Genomic DNA, 17,571 nt, shown 5'->3' with positions numbered 1-17,571 from the left:
AGGGGGAGAACACCATGAGCAGATCAGCCCGCGCACTCATTCAGATCGGCATCGCCCTGATCATGGCCCTGGGCACCGGGGTACTCATCTTCATGTGGACCAGCAGCGTGGCCCGGCAGCCCATGGTCGCGCCCAAGGCCGTGACCGTGCCCGTGGTGGTGGCCGTATCCGATCTGCGCCCCGGGGTGCGCCTGACGGCCGCCATGCTCGAAACGCGCGGCTTCACGCCGGATTCCATGCCCGCCGGGGCCTTTGGCTCGCCGGGCGAGGTGGCCGGGCGCGTGCTCGGCGTGGCCGTGGGGGCCAACGAGGCCGTGACCGAGGCCAAGCTGGCCGATGCCTCGGTGGTTGGCGGCGGCGTGAGCGCCCTCATCGAGCCGGGCAAGCGGGCCATGTCGGTCAAGGGCAACGCGGTCATGGGACTGTCCGGATTCGTCCGGCCCGGCGACCGCGTGGACGTCATCGTCTCTCTGGTCCAGGGGCGTGGCAACAACGACGAGCCCGTGACCAAGCTGGTGCTGGAGCGGGTCAAGGTGCTGGCCACCGGCACCCAGCTCCAGGCGCCCGACGCTGACGGGGCCGTGGCCTCGGTGGATGTCTACACCCTGGAGCTGACGCCCGAGGAGAGCGAGCGCCTGGCCCTGGCCGCCACCCAGGGAACCCTGAATTTCGCCCTGCGTAACGCGGCTGACGAGGAAAATGTACTCACCGACGGCGTGACCGTGAACAAGGCCCTGGCCGCCCTGCGTCCGGCCCCCAAGCCCGCCCCGGCGCGGCGCAATCAGGTCGCGGTGGAGGTCATCACCGGCGGCGAAACCCGGACGCTGAAGTTCTAGGAGACCGCCATGATTGCCCGCATTTTCCGCATCCTCGTCCCGATCCTGCTCCTGGCCGTGTCCGTCATGCCGGTCGCAGCCCAGGTGGAGGTTCTCGACACCGAGGCCCCGGCTGTCATCAGCCTCGTGGTCTCCAAGTCCACCATCCTGAGCACGGCCGCGCCCGTGAGCCGCGTTTCGCTGGCCCAGCCCGAGACCGCCTCGGTGGTGGTCCTCTCGCCCACCCAGATATACATCACCGGCAAGCAGTTGGGCACCACCACCCTGACTCTGTGGTCCGGCGGCCGGGTCAGCGGCGTGTACGACCTGGTCATCACCCCGGACATAACCCGGCTCAAGAGGATGATCCACGAGATCCTGCCGCGCGAGCGCTCGGTGCGCGTGCTCTCCTCCGGCGAGTCCATTACCCTGTCCGGCTCGGTCTCCAACACCGGCGACCTGACCTCGGTCCTCTCCCTGGCCGAGGCCGAGGCCCCGGGCAAGGTGGTCAACCTCCTGCGCGTGGACGGCGTGCAGCAGGTCATGCTCGAAGTGCGCGTGGCCGAGATGAGCCGCACCGCGCTCAAGCGCATGGGCGTCAACCTGGCCGCCACCTTCAGCAATTTCACGGTCTATTCCTTCCTCAACAGCCTGACCAGCCTGGGCAATACCGGGTCCAGCGTCATCGAGCTGACCGACAAGATCAACAGCGTGGTCCAGTACAACAGCGGCTCCACCAGCGTGGTGGGCATGCTCGACGCCCTCAAGGCCCACGGCCTGGCTCGGCTGCTGGCCGAGCCGAACCTGACCTGTGTGTCCGGCGAGTCCGCGGCCTTCCTGGTGGGCGGCGAGGTGCCCATTCCCAAGCCCGGGGCGCTGGGCACGGTCAGCATCGAGTTCAAGCCCTTTGGCGTGGGCCTTGAGTTCACGCCCACGGTCCTCAGCTCCGGGTCCATCAACCTGCACGTCAGCCCCGAGGTCTCGGAACTCGACTACACCAACGCCCTGCGCTACCAGGGCTACGAGATCCCGGCCATCGCCACGCGCAAGGCGTCCACCGTGGTCGATCTGGCCGATGGACAGAGCTTCGCCATCGCCGGGCTCATCAGCGAGTCCCTCAAGGAAAACAACCACCGCTTTCCGGTACTGGGCGACATCCCGGTGCTGGGCACGCTCTTTCGCAGCTCGGACTACCAGAAGAACAAGACCGAGCTGGTGATCATCGTCACCGCCCATCTGGTCAAGCCCCTGGACATGGCCCGCCAGACACTGCCCGGCGACGGCTTCAAGGAACCCTCGGACTACGAATTCTACATGCTCGGCCTGCTCGAAGGGCAGGGAACCGGCGCGGCCGCCGTGGCCGGGGCGCAGAGGCGCACCAACTCGGACACAGTGGTCCGGCCCACCTCGGGCTTTGACGGCGACTTCGGCCACGCCTGGCCGCGATAGGAGGCATCATGCGCAATATCCCAGTCTATTTGGCCATCATCGGCATCATGCTCCAGATGGGGTGCGGGGCCCTGGTCCGGCACGAGGAGTCCACCGCGCCCTTTGGCAGCTCGGTGCATCAGGCCGTGGCCCAGCAGATACTCAACCCCGGCGCCGGGACAGACGCGCCCGTGACGGGCCTTGACGGCCGCTACGCCGCCGAGGTGGGGGCCACCTATCAGCAAGGGCCGCGCACCGAACCGAACAGCGGGCAGAGCGTGTCGGAAATCATCATCCAGGGCCGATGACGGTCCGGGGGGAGCCATGAGCAACAGGATCATGCCCGTCACGCTGGCCGTGACAGACCGCGAGGAGCGCAGGCGCATCGAGCGCATGGTGGCCGCCAGCTATCTGGTGCGGCTGGCCGACCCGGAAGCGGACGAGGCCGGCGTGCTCGTGTACGAGCCGGGCGAGGGCGTGGACGAGGACCTGCCCCAGATCATCCAGGCCCTGGAATCGGGCCGGGTGGAGGATGTGTATCTGACCGGCCGGGCCGCTGACTCTGATCTGCTCATCCGGGCCATGCGCAGCGGCATCCGCGAGTTTCTGTCCTTTCCGGTGGACGAGGAAGAGTTCCGGGCCGCGGTCATGCGCACGGTCATGCGGAGGGACGCGGGCGGCGAAACGGGCGAGGGCGGCCGCATCGTCACCGTGGCCGGGTGCAAGCCCGGGCTCGGCGGGTCCACCCTGGCCACCAGCCTGGCCTGGTGCCTCAACCGCCGCGCCCCGGGCCGGACCCTGCTCCTGGACCTGCGCCGCCCGGTGGGCGAAATCCCGTTCTTTCTGGACCTGAAGCACGAGTATACATGGGGCCACCTGATGGAGGACATCTCCCGGCTGGACGCCACCTACCTGCGCACCGTGGTGGCCGAACACGGCTCCGGGCTGGCCGTGCTGCCCGGGCCGGATCACGGCGAGCGGCCCGACGAGGCGTCCCTGGGCATGATCCTGGAGCAGGCGCGGCATGACTATGATTTCGTGGTCGTGGACTCGGCCTGGCCCGATGCCGCCCATCTGGCGGGCGCGATGCCCGTCGAACTGGAGCGGGCCGACGACTTGTGCGTGCCCCTGCACCTGACCCTGCCCTGCCTGGCCAGTGCGGCCCGGGTGCTGGAGGGCGTCCGGCAGCACGGCTTGGACGACCGGCTGCGGCTGGCGGCCCTGCGCGTGCCCCGCGACGCGACCATCGGGGTCATTGAGGCGGCCGAGGCCCTGGGCCGCGACATCGCCTGGGTGGTGCCCGACGATTTCGCCTCGGCCCTGTCCGCCCTGAACCAGGGCACGCCCCTGGTGGCTGCCTTCCCCCGCTCGCCCGCCTCGCGGGCCATCGAAGGCCTGGCGGCCGAACTGGATCATCGCCCGGCCGCCGAGCCGCAGCGCGCCTCGTTCCTGGGCTCGCTCTTCGGCAGGCGGCGCACCCCGGCTCCGTCAGGGCTGGCGAACCGTTCGGGCGGGACAAGGCGCACTGACGTGGCCGAGGTGGCGTCATGAGCCTGGCAGCCCTGCTGGGCGGCAAGTCCGCCAGAGCCGCTGGCCCCACGGCGACCAAGGGCTCGGCCCACGGCGCGCCCCGGCCCGCCCGCGTGGACATGGCCGACCATTACTTCGAGATCAAGACGCGCATCCACGACCGGCTCATCGACATGATAGACCTCTCGCTCCTGGACACCCTGAGCGAGGTCGACATGCGCGCCGAGGTGGCCCGGGTGGCCGAGGGACTGCTCTGGGAGGAGTTCCAGAACGCGCCCCTCAACCTGGCCGAGCGCAAGCGGATGCTGGCCGAGGTCCAGGACGAGGTCATCGGCCTGGGGCCGCTGGAACCCTACATCAAGGACCCCACGGTCAACGACATCCTGGTCAACGGCTACCGCCGGATCTATGTGGAACGCTCGGGCAAGCTGGAGCTGACCCCGGCCAGGTTCAAGGACGACGACCACCTGCGCAAGATCATCGACCGCATCGTCTCCCTGGTGGGGCGGCGCATCGACGAGTCGCAGCCCCTGGTGGACGCGCGCCTGCTCGACGGCTCGCGGGTCAACGCCATCATCCCGCCCCTGGCCATCGACGGCCCGTCCCTGTCCATCCGCAAGTTTTCCAAGGACCCGCTGGAGACGTCGGACCTCATCGCCTTTGACTCCCTGACCGAGGCCATGGCCCAGGTCATGGACGGCATCGTCAGGGCGCGGCTCAACGTGGTCATCTCCGGCGGCACCGGCTCGGGCAAGACCACGCTGCTCAACTGCCTGTCTCGCAGCATCCCCGAGGACGAGCGCATCGTCACCATCGAGGACGCGGCCGAACTCCAGCTCAAGCAGGACCATGTGGTCCGGCTGGAGACCCGCCCGGCCAACATCGAGGGGCGCGGCGAGATCACCCAGCGTGAACTGGTCAAGAACTGCCTGCGCATGCGGCCCGACCGCATCATCGTGGGCGAGGTGCGCGCCTCAGAGGCCCTGGACATGCTCCAGGCCATGAACACCGGTCACGACGGCTCCCTGACCACGGTCCACGCCAACACCCCGCGCGACGCCCTCATGCGCCTTGAGACCATGGTCTCCATGGCCGGGCTCAACCTCGGGCCCCTGTCCATGAAGCGTTATATCTCCTCGGCCATCGACGTGATCATCCAGGCCACCCGGCTGGTGGACGGCAGCAGGAAGGTGGTCTCCATCCAGGAGGTCACGGGCATGGAGGGCGAGATGATCACCATGCAGGAGATATTCGCCTACGAGCAGACCGGAGTCACCGCCGAGGGCAGGGTGGAGGGCCACTTCACCGCCCGGGGCATCCGCCCCAGGTTCGCAACCAAGCTGGAGCGCATGGGCCGCCCGCTGCCCCGGGATATGTTTGACGTCTCGCCTCTGGACAAGACCGGGGCCGGGAGGCGGTCATGACCGTGTCGCTGCTGGTGGCCCTTGGCGGCGGATTCATCGTCTTTCTGCTGGTCACGGGCGTGGTCTCGCTGCTGCGCTCGGGCCGGGACGCCGCCCGCGAGCGGGCCCAGCGTCGCCTGCACCGCTTTGCCATGACCGGCAGCGAGGCCGCGAGCCTCGATCTGCTGCGCAGGCGCGCCGACATGAGCGCCATGCCCTGGCTCAACCGGATGCTCGCCAACGTCCGGCTTGCCGCCAACCTCAGGCGGACCATCGCCCAGGCCGATGCCCGGGGCACGGCGGGCGTGTACCTGCTCGCCTGCGGCCTGCTCGGCCTCATGGGGGCCTACGCGGGCCTCGCTCTGGGCGACCGGCTGTGGGTGGGCATGGTCCTGGCCTGGCTGCTCGGCTCCCTACCGCTCTGGTATCTGCGCCGACGCAAGGCCCGGCGCATGGGCCGCTTCCAGACGCAGCTGCCCGAGGCGCTGGACCTCATGAGCCGCGCCCTCAAGTCCGGCCACACCTTTGGCGGGGCCATGCGCATGGTCTCGGGCGAGTTCGCGGACCCCATCGGCAGCGAGTTCGGCAAGACCATCGACGAGATCAACTACGGCCTGGACGTGGACCGCGCCCTGGCCAACCTCCAGGCCCGGGTGGACGTGGAAGACCTCAAGTTCTTCGTGGTCTCGGTCAACATCCAGCGCGAAACCGGCGGCAACCTGGCCGAGATCGTGGGCAACATCGCCCGGCTGGTGCGCGAGCGCTTCGTCCTCTTCGGCAAGGTCCGGGTGCTCTCGGCCGAGGGACGCATCTCGGCCCTGCTCCTCTCGGCCCTGCCCTTCTTCATCGCGGGCGTGCTCTATTTCATCAACCCGGGCTACATCAGCCTGCTGTGGACCAACGAGCTTGGGCGCTCCATGGCCTGGGGCGCGGTGGCCTCAATGATCATCGGCATCGTCATCATGCGCCGCATGGTCAACATCAAGGTATAGAGGACGGAGACCATGGACAGCGCGCTCATCCCCCTCATCGCCGCTGGGCTCGCCTTTGCCACCGTGCTGGTGGCCGGGCTGGGCGTGGTCGCCTACCTGGGCGGCGCGGGCCAGGCGGCGCGGCTGCGCGAGCAGATGGCCCCGGACAGGTCGGCCCCGGACGGGTCGGTCTCGGCGGGCAGGGGGCGATCCCTGTCCGGCGATCTGCGCCGGGCTGTGCGGGGATTCTTCGAGGGGCTGGGCTCCAGAGTGGCACCCCGGGACGCGGACGAGGCCAACCGGGTGCGCCGGGCCCTCGTCCAGGCCGGGCTGCGCTCCTCCGGCGCAGTGACAATATTTCAGGGGACCAAGGCGGTTCTGGCCCTCGGTCTGCCCGCCCTGTTCCTGGGGGCGCGCCTCCTCGGGCTGGTGGAGATGTCCGTGGCCCTGACCTGTTTCGTGGCCGTGGGCTTGGCCGCCCTGGGTGTCTACGGCCCCGAGCTGTGGATCAGGCGGCGCATCCGCAAGCGGCAACTGGCCGTGGCCAACGAGCTGCCGGACGCCCTGGACCTGCTGGTGGTCTGCGTGGAGTCCGGCATGGGGCTTGACCAGGCCCTGGACCGGGTCTGCCTTGAAACGCGCACCTCCGGCCCGGTCATCAGCGCGGAACTCAAGCTGCTGACCCTGGAGCTGCGGGCGGGCAAGGGGCGCGGCGACGCGCTCCGGGCGCTGGCCGACCGGGTGGGGCTCGACGACCTGAACAGCCTGACCTCGCTGCTGGTCCAGGCGGATATTTTCGGCATCAGCGTCGGGCGCACCCTGCGGGTGTACTCGGACGCCATGCGCACCAAGCGGTCGCAGCGGGCCGAGGAGCGGGCTGCAAAGCTGCCCGTGCTGCTCCTGCTGCCGCTGGTGGGATTCATACTGCCCGCCCTGTTCGTGGCCATCATGGGCCCGGCCGTCATCCTGTTCATCGACGTGTTCGCACGGATCGAGATGTGACGGACCAGGGCCGAAGATGGTCAACAGGCGGGCAAAAAGGAGACACGGCATGAAGAGTCACATCGTCATCATGACGCTGCTGCTGGCCGGGCTGATCCTCGGCGGATGCGCGGCGTCCAAGCGCGACCAGTCGTTCAAGGAGTTCGCCTACGGCGAGGAGGGGCCCATCACCCTGACCCCGGCCCAGCACGAGCAGGTGGGCGATGGCTATCTGCGCCGCGACAAGCCCGAGATGGCCTTCATGCACTACAACAAGGCCATCGCCCTTGACCCGGACGCCCTGGCCGCACGGGTCAAGAAGGCCGACCTGCTGGTGGCCAAGGGGCTCGATGAGCAGGCCCTGGCCGAATACCTCGAAGTGCTCTCGCGCGACCCGGATCACGCCGGGGCCAACGGCGCTGCCGGGGCGGTCTATTTCAGGGCCGGGCTGTATGACGAGGCGCGCACGCACCTGGAAAAGGCCGTGCGCCTCGATCCCCTGCTGTGGAAGGCCAACAGCTATCTTGGCATCCTCAACGACCGGGCCGGGGACCATGACCGGGCCGCAGCCCACTACACGGCCGCCCTGGACCTGCACCAGGGCGAGGGCGCGGCCGAGATATACAACAACCTCGGCGTGGTCCACATCGCGCGCGGGGAATACGGCCTGGCCGTGGACGCGCTGCGCCGCGCCCTCAAGGCCGGGTCCGTCTCGGCCCGCACCTACAACAACCTGGGCCTGGCCCTGGTCCGGCTCGACAGGCTGGACGAGGCCCTGGAGTCCTTCAAGTATGCGGGCGGCGACGCCCGGGCCAACAACAACCTGGGCTATGTGCTGCTGACCGACGATCAGCCGGAAAAGGCCGTGCCCTATTTCGAGCGGGCCGTGGAGCTGGCCCCCAGCTACTACGTCATGGCCGCCGAAAATCTCAACCGCGCCAGGCTTGCCGCCCGTTTCCGCAAGTCGGCCGCCGCGCGTTCCATGGATGGTTCCACCCCGAACCCGCTGCCCAAGGCGTCTTTCCCCGACGCCGGGCAGCCCCCCCACGGGCCTGCGGCAACACCCGCCGCCGCAGGCCCGTCTCTGCGGGGGGATGTGCGCACCATCGCGCATGTCCCTGCCAGTGCCAGCGGCACGGAGCAAGGTCTCGGGGACGACATAAAGACCTACGGGCTGCACGTCAGCTCGTGGCGGGATCACGACGACGCCTTTGCCCACTGCGCCACGCTGCGCCAGAAGGGGTACGAGCCGTGGGTCAACCGGATCGATCTGGGCGACAAGGGCGTCTGGTTCCGTGTGCTGGTGGGGAGCTACGCTTCCGTGGCCGAGGCCCAGGCCGACCGGCCCGACGTGCTGGCCGCCCTCGACCTTGAGCGGGCCACGGTCTACGAGCGGGCGATTCCCTCGGCCCAAGGCGAGCGCCTGTGACCGGCCGGAAAGGGACGTGAAGCCGGGCATGATTCCCGGCGGCAATGAACGCAATGGGCGGGGCGGGCGGCGGGAGATCGTGCCCGGTCCCGCCCTTTCCTTTTCCCGGGCGTTTCAGTATGTTCTGGAAAACAGGCGTACCCGGTCCGCAGGGCCGGGCTGCGCCGGAGGGCACGCCTTGGCAGCCGAGACCGGACGCCGATACCGCGTCCTCGCCGTGGACCACGCCGAGGACATGCTCACCTTCTACCGCGACGTCCTGTGCTATGAGAGCGAGGAGCCGTCGGAGCTGGAGGCGCTCTTTGGCGACCATGTCCGGCTGCCGTCGCGCGAGGAGGTGGAGGCCGAGGCGCGCAGGCCGGTGCTGGAGGTGGTCCCGTGCCTGACGGCCGAGGCGGCCTGGAGCGAGGCCACCCGGGCCGTGGAGCAGGGGCATCCCTTTTCGGTGGCCCTGATCGAAATGCACCTGGAGCCGGTGGGCGCGGCGCAGGTGCCGCCCCTGGCCGGGCTGCTGCTGGCAGAGCGCATCCGCGCCCTGGACCCGGACATGGAGATAGTCCTCCTTTCCTCGCGGGTCGACGTGCCCCTCAAGGAGATCAACAAGCGCGTCACCCCGCCCGAAAAGCTCCTCTACATCCAGAAGCCTTTCCGCTCGCCCGAGCTCAAGCAGGTGGCCATGTCCCTGTGCGCCAAGTGGGACGCAGAGAACCGGCTGCGCGACCTCAACGAGACCCTGGCCAGCAAGGTGGAGGCGCGCACCTCGGAGCTCAACGCCGCCAACCGCAGGCTGCGCCTGGACATCTCCAAGCGCGCCGTGGTGCTGCGCCAGCTTCGGGCCAGCGAGCAGCGCTACCGGCTGCTCTTTGAAAAAGACATCACCGCCAACGTGGCCGCTGACCGCGACGGCCAGATCCTCGAATGCAACATCGCCTTTGCCGCGCTCTTCGGGTTCGGCTCGCCCGCCGAGGCCCACGGGGTGAACATCCACGACCTCTGGGAGTCCATGGGCGCGGCCGAGTCCCTGCGCGACCTGCTGGGCGATGAGGCGCGCCTGTCCAACCACGCGGTGGTGGTGCGGCACGGGGGCCTGGCCCGGCACCTGATCGTCAACCTCGACGCCGTGTGCGACGAGGAGGGCGAGACCCAGGAGCTGCGCGGTTCCATCTTCGACATCACCGAGTCCAAGCGGCTGGAAGAGCAGCTGCGCCAGTCGCAGAAGATGGAGGCGCTGGGCACCCTGGCCGGGGGCATCGCCCACGACTTCAACAACATCCTGGGCGTCATCCTTGGCTATGCGGAGATCATCGAGAGCGGGGCCGAGTCCGGCTCGGGCCTTGAGCGGCGCATCGGCGAGGTCTCCCGGGCGGGCAGACGCGCCCGCGATCTGGTCAACCAGATTCTCAATTTCTCGCGCCAGGGGCCCCAGGAGCGCCACCCCATCACCCTGGCCCCGCTGATCAAGGAGGCGCTTAAGCTGCTGCGCTCCAGCGTGCCCGCCAACGTGGAGATCATCTCGCGCATCGAGACCGACCAGGACAGCGTGCTGGCCGACCCCACCCAGATGCACCAGATCATGCTCAACCTCTGCGGCAACGCGGCCCACGCCATGCGCGAGGGCGGCGGCACCCTGACCGTGACCCTGGCCGACGGACGCGAGGCCGACCCGGTGCGGCCGCCCGCCGAGCTGGGCCGCCCGGAGCGGTTCGTGCGCCTGAGCGTGGCCGACACCGGCCCGGGCATCGACCCGGATGTGGTGGGCCGCATCTTCGACCCCTTCTTCACCACCAAGCCTCAGGGCGAGGGCACGGGCATGGGGCTGGCCATGGTCCACGGCATCGTCAGGCGGCACGACGGCCACCTGGAGCTTGAGAACGCCCCGGGCCGGGGCGCGGCCTTCCATGTCTTCCTGCCCCGCATCTCCGTGGCCGAGCGGCCCACTGCCGAGGCCACGGCCGAGCTGGTCTTCCGCGATGGCCGCATTCTCTTCGTGGACGACGAGAAGCCGCTCACGGACATCGGCCGCGAGATGCTCGAATCCTGCGGTTTCGAGGTGGTGGCGCGCACGTCGAGCATCGAGGCGCTGGAGGCCTTCCGGCACCGGGCGGCAGATTTCGACCTGGTCATCACCGACCAGACCATGCCCAACATGACCGGCATGGAGCTGGCCCGCGAGATCCTCAAGATCCGCCCGGACATGCCCATCATCCTGTGCACCGGCTTCTCGGACGCGGTCTCCTACGACCGGCTGCGCGACATCGGCATCGGCGACTTCATCATGAAGCCCATCCTCAAGCACGACCTCATCGGCAGCATCAGCCGGCTCCTCGTCAGAAAATAACGGGCCGCCCGCGTCGGCAAGGGGATCGCCCGTGCGGGCGGGCCTGTGCCTTCTGCTGCGCTGATGGGGTGGGGCGGCTTCCAAATCAAAAACAAGTTGACAATGAATTTATCCTTTCGATAAAAAATACCCAACGAGAATTTCAGAATGAAAGAAGGCAGCCCGGAGAGGACCAAGGTGAAACATCCCCTCGACCCCCATGACAGGAAGCTGGTGGCGGCCCTGACCGCTGACGGACAGCTCTCACCCGGCAAGGTGGCCGAGGAGATGGGCGTGACCGCGCCCACGGTGCGCTCGCGCCTGAAGAATCTCATGGCCGCTGGCGTGCTCCGCATCGCCGGACTCATCGACCCCATGAAGGCGCGTGGGCTGACCGTGGCCCTGGTGGGCATCTCCCTGCACAGTCACGAGCAGCTGGACGAGAAGCTGGCCCAGATCGGCTCCCTGCCGCGCGTCAACTGGTGCGCCGTGGTCACGGGCCGCTACGACATCATCGTGGAGATCGTCTGCTCCGAGGACATCGGAGACCTTTATGACTTTCTGGACCAGGACCTCTCCAAGGTGGGTGGGGTCAACTCCAGCGAGTCCTTCGTGGTCATGAAATCGCGGCGCAAGTGGCTCTTTCTGCCCGAGGCCGTGGTCAAAGAGTTCAACGCATAACCCGCCGTGTGCGGACGATTTTTTTAACACCAAGGAGCCCGTCATGATCATCGGCATTCCCAAGGAAATCAAAACACTGGAAAATCGCGTTGCCATGACGCCGGGCGCAGTGGAGACCCTGGTGCGCCAGGGGCACACCTTGCTGGTGGAGGCTGGCGCGGGCCTGGGCAGCGGCCTGAGCGACGAGGAATACGTCAGCGCCGGAGCCAAGCTGGTCGCTGCGGCCGAGGCCTGGGGCGCGCAGATGGTCATCAAGGTCAAGGAGCCGCTGGAGTCCGAGTTCGGCTACCTGCGCGACGACCTCATTCTCTTCACCTACCTGCATCTGGCCGCAGCCGAATCCCTGACCCACGCCCTGCTCAAGGCGGGCACCACGGGCATTGCCTACGAGACCGTGACCCTGCCCGACGGCTCCCTGCCGCTGCTCACCCCCATGAGCGAGGTGGCCGGACGCATGGCCACCCAGGTGGGCGCGCACTATCTTGAGAAGAACCAGGGCGGGCGCGGCATGCTGCTGGGCGGCGTGCCCGGCGTGGCTCCGGCCTCGGTGGTGGTCATCGGCGGCGGCGTGGTCGGCACCAACGCGGCCCGCATCGCCGTGGGCATGGGCGCGCAGGTGACCATCCTCGACCTTTCCCATCGCCGGTTGCAGTACCTCGACGACATCTTCCAGGGCCGCCTGACCACCATGGCCTCCACCGAGCCCAACATCCGGGCCGCAGTGCGCGGCGCGGATCTGGTCATCGGCGCGGTCCTCGTGCCCGGGGCCAAGGCCCCCAAGCTGGTCACCCGCGAGATGCTGCCCACCATGAAGGAGGGCTCGGTCATCGTGGACGTGGCCGTGGACCAGGGCGGCTGCGTGGAGACCATCAAGGCCACCACCCATGACGACCCGGTCTACACCGTGGACGGCGTGGTCCACTACGGCGTGGCCAACATGCCCGGCGCGGTGCCCCGCACCTCCACCTTTGCCCTGGTCAACCAGACCCTGCCCTATGCCATGCGCATCGCCCGCGACGGCATGGACGCCCTCAGGAAGGACCCCGGGCTGGCCCTGGGCCTGAACACCCACAAGGGCACGCTGACCTGCCCGGCCGTGGGTCAGGCTCTGGGCATCGACGCCGTGGCCCCGTCAGACGTGCTGTAGAGAGATTCCCCGGGGACGCGGCGTCCGGCCAGTCGCCGCGTCCCAAAGTGTAGAGCCCCGCGTATTCCGGTTTGCCGGAATGCGCGGGGCTTCTTTGTCGTTGGCGGGCCGGGTCAGTACATGAGGCCCGGCAGGTAGAGGATGATCTGCGGGAAGACGAAGAGCAGGGCGATGCCCACGATGATGGCCAGCATGAAGGGTACGATGCCCCGGAAGACCTGCTCCAGGGTCACGCTGGGCGCGATTTTCTGGCACATGCCGTAGACCACGTAGACGTTGATGCCCACCGGCGGGGTGATGACGCCCATCTCGGTGACCAGGACGATGATGATGCCGAACCAGATGGGGTCGTAGCCCATGCTGGTGACCACCGGGAAGAAGACCGGGATGGTCAGCATGATCAGGGCCAGGGAGTCCATGAAGCAGCCGCCGATGAAGTAGATGAGGATGATGGCCGCCATGATGGCGAAGTGGGGCATGTCAAAGGACGAGACCCAGCTGGCGATGTCAAAGGGGATGCGCGTGACGGCCAGAAACTTGCCGAAGACCACCGCGCCCGCGATGAGCACCATGACCATGCACGAGGTTCGCAGGGTCTCGTGCAGCGAGTTGACAAAGGCCCCCCAGGAGAGCTGGCGCTTGATCACGGCCAGGGCCAGGACGCCGAGCACGCCGATGGACGCGGCCTCGGTGGGCGTGAACCAGCCCCGGAACAGCCCGCCGATGACCAGGGCGAAGATGATCAGGGTGTCGATGAGTCCGGCCAGGGACTTGAGCTTGGCGGACCAGGGGAAGGACTCGCCCTTGGGGCCAAGGGCCGGGTTGATCCGGCACTGGATGGCGATGGCCCCCACGAACAGGGCCGTGAGCAGAAAGGCCGGGAAGATGCCCGAGACGAAGAGGGCACCGATGGACTGCTCGGTGAGCACGCCGTAGATGATTAGCACCACGCTGGGCGGCATGATCATACCCAGCCCGCCGCCCGAGGCCACCGAGGCCGTGGCCAGGGAGTTGGCGTAGCCGTATCGCTTCATCTCCGGGATGCCCACGGTGGACATGGTGGCCGCCGTGGCCGGGCTGGAGCCGCAGACCGCGCCAAAGGCGGTGCAGGCCGAGACCGTGGCCATGGCCAGCCCGCCCCGGGTGCTGCCCAGGAAGTGGTAGGCCGTGTTGTAGAGCCTTTTCGAGATGCCGCAGTTGAAGGCGATCTGCCCCATGAGGATGAACAGGGGAATGGTGGACAATTCGTATGAGGCAAAGGCGTCGTATATGTTGCGCGACATGAGGTTTAGTCCGCCCCGCCAGGATGTGAGCAAGGAGAAGCCCACAAAGCCGACGAGCATCATGACAAAGGCCACGGGCATGCGCGTCATGAACAGGAAGACCATTACGACGATGCCGATGATTCCGGCCATGGTCGGGTCCATGTTAGTCCTCCCTGCCCTTGAAGAAGCGGACTATGTCCCGGGCCAGGAACAGGGCGTAGACCAGGAAGCCGAAGGCGAGCACGTAGATGATCATGTACTCGGGCAGCTCCAGGTTCATGGAGACCTCGCCCGACTGGGACTGGGTGTGCGCATACAGGTACATGCGCCAGGCCACGATGGCCACCAGGGCCAGGGTGGCCGTGGTGGTGATCAACTTGACCGCGCGGCGGGTGCGGCGCGGCAGGCGGCGCACGAAGATTTCCACGCCGATGTGGCTTTTCTGCTGGTGGGCATAGGGCAGGGCGAACCCGACCACCACGATGCCCAGGATGGAGACGATCTCCTCGCAGCCGAAGATGGGCGTGTTCCAGACGCCGCGCATGAGCACGTCTGTTCCGGTGAGCAGCGCCATGGAAAAGAGGCAGACGGCGGCGATGGTACGCATGGCCCACTCCATGCGGTCGAGGGGACCTTTCTTCAATTCTTCCATGAGACGGGAATCCTCGCGTTGGCGGCCGGACGGGCAAAGCCGTCCGGCCGCAATGGTTGGCTATTGCAGGGTAGAGCGGGTGTACTCGATGATGGCCGCGCCGTCGAGTCCGCGCGCGTCGGTTTCCGTGATGTAGCCGTCGATGACCGGGCGCGACGCCTCGACCCAGCGGGCCGACTCCTCGGGGGACAGCTCGATGATGGTCCCGCCCTGGTCGATGAGGTAGCGGCGGCCCTCAATGTCCGCCTCGTCCCACGCCTTGGCGTGCTTGTCGGCCCACTCGGCGTTGATCTCGCGGATGGCGGCCTGGGACTCGGCGTCGATGGCCGCCCACTTGGCCTTGTTCATGACGATGAAGAAGACCGTGGTGTAGGCCACGTCGAAACTGTCGGTGCCGAACTTGCAGACCTCGCCAAGCTTGAAGGAGAGGTTGGACTCGATGGGGTGCATGGAGCCGTCCACCACGCCTTTTTGGAGCAGCTGGTAGTTCTCGGGCATGGGCTTGGCCACCGGGGTGCCGCCCAGGGCCTTGACCAGCTGGGCCGAGTTGCCGGTGGAGCGGATCTTCTGTCCCTTCATGTCCGCAAGGGTGGACACGGGCTTGCTGGTGGTGAAGAGCAGGCCTGGGCCGTGGCCGTTGAAGTACATCACTTCCACGTCGGCCAGCTCCTCGGGCTTGAAGTGCTCGTACACGGCGTTGGCCGTGTTGGTGGCCTGGGCCGCGGTCTTGTAGCCCAGGGGCAGGTCCACTGCGGCCATGACCGGGAACCGGCCGCGCGTGTAGGCGAGGCAGGAGAGCCCGATATCCGCGATGCCCTCGACCACGGCGTCGTAGGTCTGCTGGGCCTGGGTCAGGGTGCCGCCGGGGTAGTAGTTGATGACCACCTTGCCGCCGGTGCGCTGCTCCACCTCGCGGCACCACGCCTCGGCCAGCTGCGACTGGTGGTTGGCGGGCGGGAAGAAGTTGGAATAGGTCAGCCTGACGGCATCGGCCGAGGCCGGGCCGGGCAGGGCCGTACAGAACACGGCCAGGGCAACGAGCGACAGAAACATTTTTTTCATCGGAGTCTCCGGGGTTGCATTGATCCGGGGAGGGCCTTGGCCCTCCGTGTATGTGAACGCCGACCCGCCGCCATGGGCGTTGTCGCGCGGTGTGCTACTTCGCCTCGTCCATGGCCGCCCTGAGGAAGGCGACCACGCCCGGGCCGTCCAGGCCGCGTTCGGCAGCGGCCTTCTCGTAGGAGGCGATGACCGGCTCGGCGGCCGTGACCCAGCGCGCGGCCTCGGTCTCGTCCAGAGCCACGAAGCTGCCGCCCTTTTCGAGGAAGTAGCTCTTGCCCTCCTCGTCGGCCTCGTCCCAGGCCGCGCCGTGGCGCACGGCCCACTCGGCGTTGATCTCGCTGATGATGGCGCGGGTCTTCTCGTCCAGGCGCTGCCACTTGGTTTTGTTCATGACCACGAAGAAGGTGGTGGTGTAGGCCACGGGAAAGGTTTCGGTGCCGAATTTGACCACTTCGGCCAGCTTCCATCCCTTGTTCGATTCCAGGGGGTGCATGGAGCCGTCCACCACGCCCTTTTGCAGCGACTGGTAGCAGGTGGGCATGGACTGGGCCACCGGGGTGCCGCCCAGGGCCTCGACCAGCTGGGCCGAGTTGCCGGTGGAGCGGATCTTGAGCCCCTTGAGGTCTTCGAGGGTGGCCACCGGGCGCGGGGTGGTGAAGAGCAGGCCCGGGCCGTGGGCGTGGAAATACATGGGGGCCACGTCGGCCAGTTCGGCCGGGGTGAACCTGGCATAGACCGCGTTGGCCGCTGCCGTGGCCTGGGCCGCCGTGGTGTAGCCCATGGGCAGGTCCAGCGCGGCCATGACCGGGAACCGGCCGCGCGAGTAGGCGAGGCAGGAGAGTCCGATATCCGCGATGCCCTCGACCACGCCGTCGTAGGTCTGCTGGGCCGGGGTCAGGGTGCCTCCCGGGAAGTAGTCGATGACCACGGCGCCGCCGGTGCGCTTTTCCACCTCGCGGCACCACTCCTCGGCCAGTTGCGACTGGACGTGGGTGGGCGGGAAGAAGTTGGAGTAGGTCAGTCTGACGGGTCCGGCCAGGGCGGTGGCGGCCGTGATCAGGGTCAGGGCAAGGGTAGCGGTCAGGGTCAGGAGCGTTTTTTTCATGGCGTGTCTCGCTGGTTGATATGGTTGGTCCGGCCGGGCGCGCGCCCGCCGGTTTCAGCCTTGCCGGGTGCCGAGCCCAAGGGCCATGGCGATGGCCGAGTCGCGAACATCCTTGACGCTGAGCAGCCGGGTGCCCAGGGCGCGGTGGATGAGGAATCCCTCGAACAGGGCCGTGTTCAGCGCGCCGATCTTCTCGGGCGGGTAGTCTGTCACGATGTGGTCGCGCACCAGATCGGCGAAGATGGCGTTGGAGAGCCGGTAGCCGGACTTGTTCATGCGCTGCCTGAGTACGTCGTTGCGCGCCGAGTAGACCGTGAACTCGAGGAATATGGAGGACCAGTTCTCATCGTCGAGGATGGACTCCAGGAAATCCCAGATGATGTTCATGACCTCTTCAAGGCTCGTGGCCCGGTCCACCCGGCCGTTGCGCTCGGCCCGGTAGTGGCGGAACTTCTGCTCCACGATGAGCAGGAACAGCTCGTCCTTGCTGTTCCAGTGGCGGTAGAAGCTGCCCTTGGCATAGCCCGCGTGCTCGGTGATCTCGGCCACAGAGGTCTGGACGAATCCCTTGGACCCGAACAGGAAAAAGGCCGAGTCCATCAACTCCTGCATGGTCTGCCGGGATTTTTCCTGCTGCTTCTTGGCCATGGCGATTCCTGTCCTGCCGCGTTGTGTGACCGTTGGTCAGAAAATGACCTACGGTCATTTTTCGTCGTCACAGCTAGCACGGGGCGACGAAACTGTCAAGGAAGGGCGGGTGGTTTGGACCGGAGCGCGGCCGGATA

General features: G+C 67.6%; 16 protein-coding genes. 11 read left to right on the top strand and 5 right to left on the bottom strand.

Annotated elements, in window-relative coordinates; translation table 11 throughout:
• The first annotated feature begins 14 nt into the window (after positions 1-14).
• The 11 genes from cpaB to ald all read left to right on the top strand — a co-directional run bounded on the left by cpaB (position 15) and on the right by ald (position 12,702).
• The gene (cpaB, locus tag QQS14_RS09025; protein ID WP_285906653.1) at positions 15-836 is read left to right on the top strand and encodes a Flp pilus assembly protein CpaB; all 822 of its coding nucleotides are present in this window, start codon (positions 15-17) and stop codon (positions 834-836) included.
• Between the two features lie 9 nt (positions 837-845).
• The gene (locus QQS14_RS09020) at positions 846-2,264 is read left to right on the top strand and encodes a type II and III secretion system protein family protein (RefSeq protein WP_285906652.1); all 1,419 of its coding nucleotides are present in this window, start codon (positions 846-848) and stop codon (positions 2,262-2,264) included.
• Positions 2,265-2,272: 8 nt separating this feature from the next.
• The gene (locus QQS14_RS09015) at positions 2,273-2,551 is read left to right on the top strand and encodes a hypothetical protein (RefSeq protein WP_285906651.1); all 279 of its coding nucleotides are present in this window, start codon (positions 2,273-2,275) and stop codon (positions 2,549-2,551) included.
• Between the two features lie 16 nt (positions 2,552-2,567).
• Positions 2,568-3,794, top strand: coding sequence for a CpaE/TadZ family protein (locus QQS14_RS09010; RefSeq protein WP_285906650.1), 1,227 nt, complete (start codon positions 2,568-2,570; stop codon positions 3,792-3,794).
• Positions 3,791-5,197 (top strand): TadA family conjugal transfer-associated ATPase, encoded by a 1,407-nt coding sequence (locus QQS14_RS09005; RefSeq protein ID WP_285906649.1) that lies wholly within the window; start codon positions 3,791-3,793, stop codon positions 5,195-5,197. Before QQS14_RS09010 ends, QQS14_RS09005 begins: the two co-directional genes overlap by 4 nt.
• Positions 5,194-6,168: a type II secretion system F family protein gene (locus QQS14_RS09000; protein WP_285906648.1), complete on the top strand. Its 975-nt coding sequence runs from the start codon at positions 5,194-5,196 to the stop codon at positions 6,166-6,168. The genes QQS14_RS09005 and QQS14_RS09000 overlap by 4 nt, the downstream gene beginning before the upstream one ends.
• Before the next feature lie 12 nt (positions 6,169-6,180).
• A complete protein-coding gene (locus QQS14_RS08995; RefSeq protein ID WP_285906647.1) occupies positions 6,181-7,149 on the top strand; it encodes a type II secretion system F family protein in 969 nt (322 codons plus the stop codon).
• Positions 7,150-7,198: 49 nt separating this feature from the next.
• Complete coding sequence (locus QQS14_RS08990) at positions 7,199-8,557, top strand: SPOR domain-containing protein (protein WP_285906646.1); 1,359 nt, start codon at positions 7,199-7,201, stop codon at positions 8,555-8,557.
• Positions 8,558-8,573: 16 nt separating this feature from the next.
• Complete coding sequence (locus QQS14_RS08985; RefSeq protein ID WP_345782793.1) at positions 8,574-10,895, top strand: hybrid sensor histidine kinase/response regulator; 2,322 nt, start codon at positions 8,574-8,576, stop codon at positions 10,893-10,895.
• A 147-nt stretch (positions 10,896-11,042) separates the two neighbouring features.
• Positions 11,043-11,555 carry an Lrp/AsnC family transcriptional regulator gene (locus tag QQS14_RS08980; RefSeq protein ID WP_285906645.1) on the top strand — a complete coding sequence of 171 codons (513 nt, stop codon included), beginning with the start codon at positions 11,043-11,045 and terminating at the stop codon, positions 11,553-11,555.
• Positions 11,556-11,598: 43 nt separating this feature from the next.
• Positions 11,599-12,702: an alanine dehydrogenase gene (ald, locus tag QQS14_RS08975; RefSeq protein WP_285906644.1), complete on the top strand. Its 1,104-nt coding sequence runs from the start codon at positions 11,599-11,601 to the stop codon at positions 12,700-12,702.
• A gap of 113 nt (positions 12,703-12,815) precedes the next feature.
• Here ald and QQS14_RS08970 read toward each other — a convergent pair whose 3' ends face one another.
• The 5 genes from QQS14_RS08970 to QQS14_RS08950 all read right to left on the bottom strand — a co-directional run bounded on the left by QQS14_RS08970 (position 12,816) and on the right by QQS14_RS08950 (position 17,434).
• Positions 12,816-14,129, bottom strand: a complete 1,314-nt coding sequence (locus QQS14_RS08970) for a TRAP transporter large permease (RefSeq protein ID WP_285906643.1) — start codon at positions 14,127-14,129, stop codon at positions 12,816-12,818.
• Position 14,130: 1 nt separating this feature from the next.
• On the bottom strand, positions 14,131-14,619 hold the full coding sequence (locus tag QQS14_RS08965) for a TRAP transporter small permease (protein ID WP_285906642.1): 489 nt from the start codon (positions 14,617-14,619) through the stop codon (positions 14,131-14,133).
• Between the two features lie 60 nt (positions 14,620-14,679).
• Entirely contained in the window at positions 14,680-15,681 is a 1,002-nt protein-coding gene (locus QQS14_RS08960; protein ID WP_285906641.1) for a TRAP transporter substrate-binding protein, read from the bottom strand.
• A gap of 94 nt (positions 15,682-15,775) precedes the next feature.
• The gene (locus QQS14_RS08955; protein ID WP_285906640.1) at positions 15,776-16,786 is read right to left on the bottom strand and encodes a TRAP transporter substrate-binding protein; all 1,011 of its coding nucleotides are present in this window, start codon (positions 16,784-16,786) and stop codon (positions 15,776-15,778) included.
• 54 nt (positions 16,787-16,840) lie between these two features.
• Entirely contained in the window at positions 16,841-17,434 is a 594-nt protein-coding gene (locus QQS14_RS08950) for a TetR/AcrR family transcriptional regulator (protein WP_285906639.1), read from the bottom strand.
• Between the last annotated feature and the right edge of the window lie 137 nt (positions 17,435-17,571).

The sequence above is a fragment of the Pseudodesulfovibrio pelocollis genome, assembly GCF_030282845.1.
Classification (GTDB): domain Bacteria; phylum Desulfobacterota; class Desulfovibrionia; order Desulfovibrionales; family Desulfovibrionaceae; genus Pseudodesulfovibrio; species Pseudodesulfovibrio pelocollis.
This window is presented reverse-complemented; position numbering and strand designations above follow the sequence as displayed.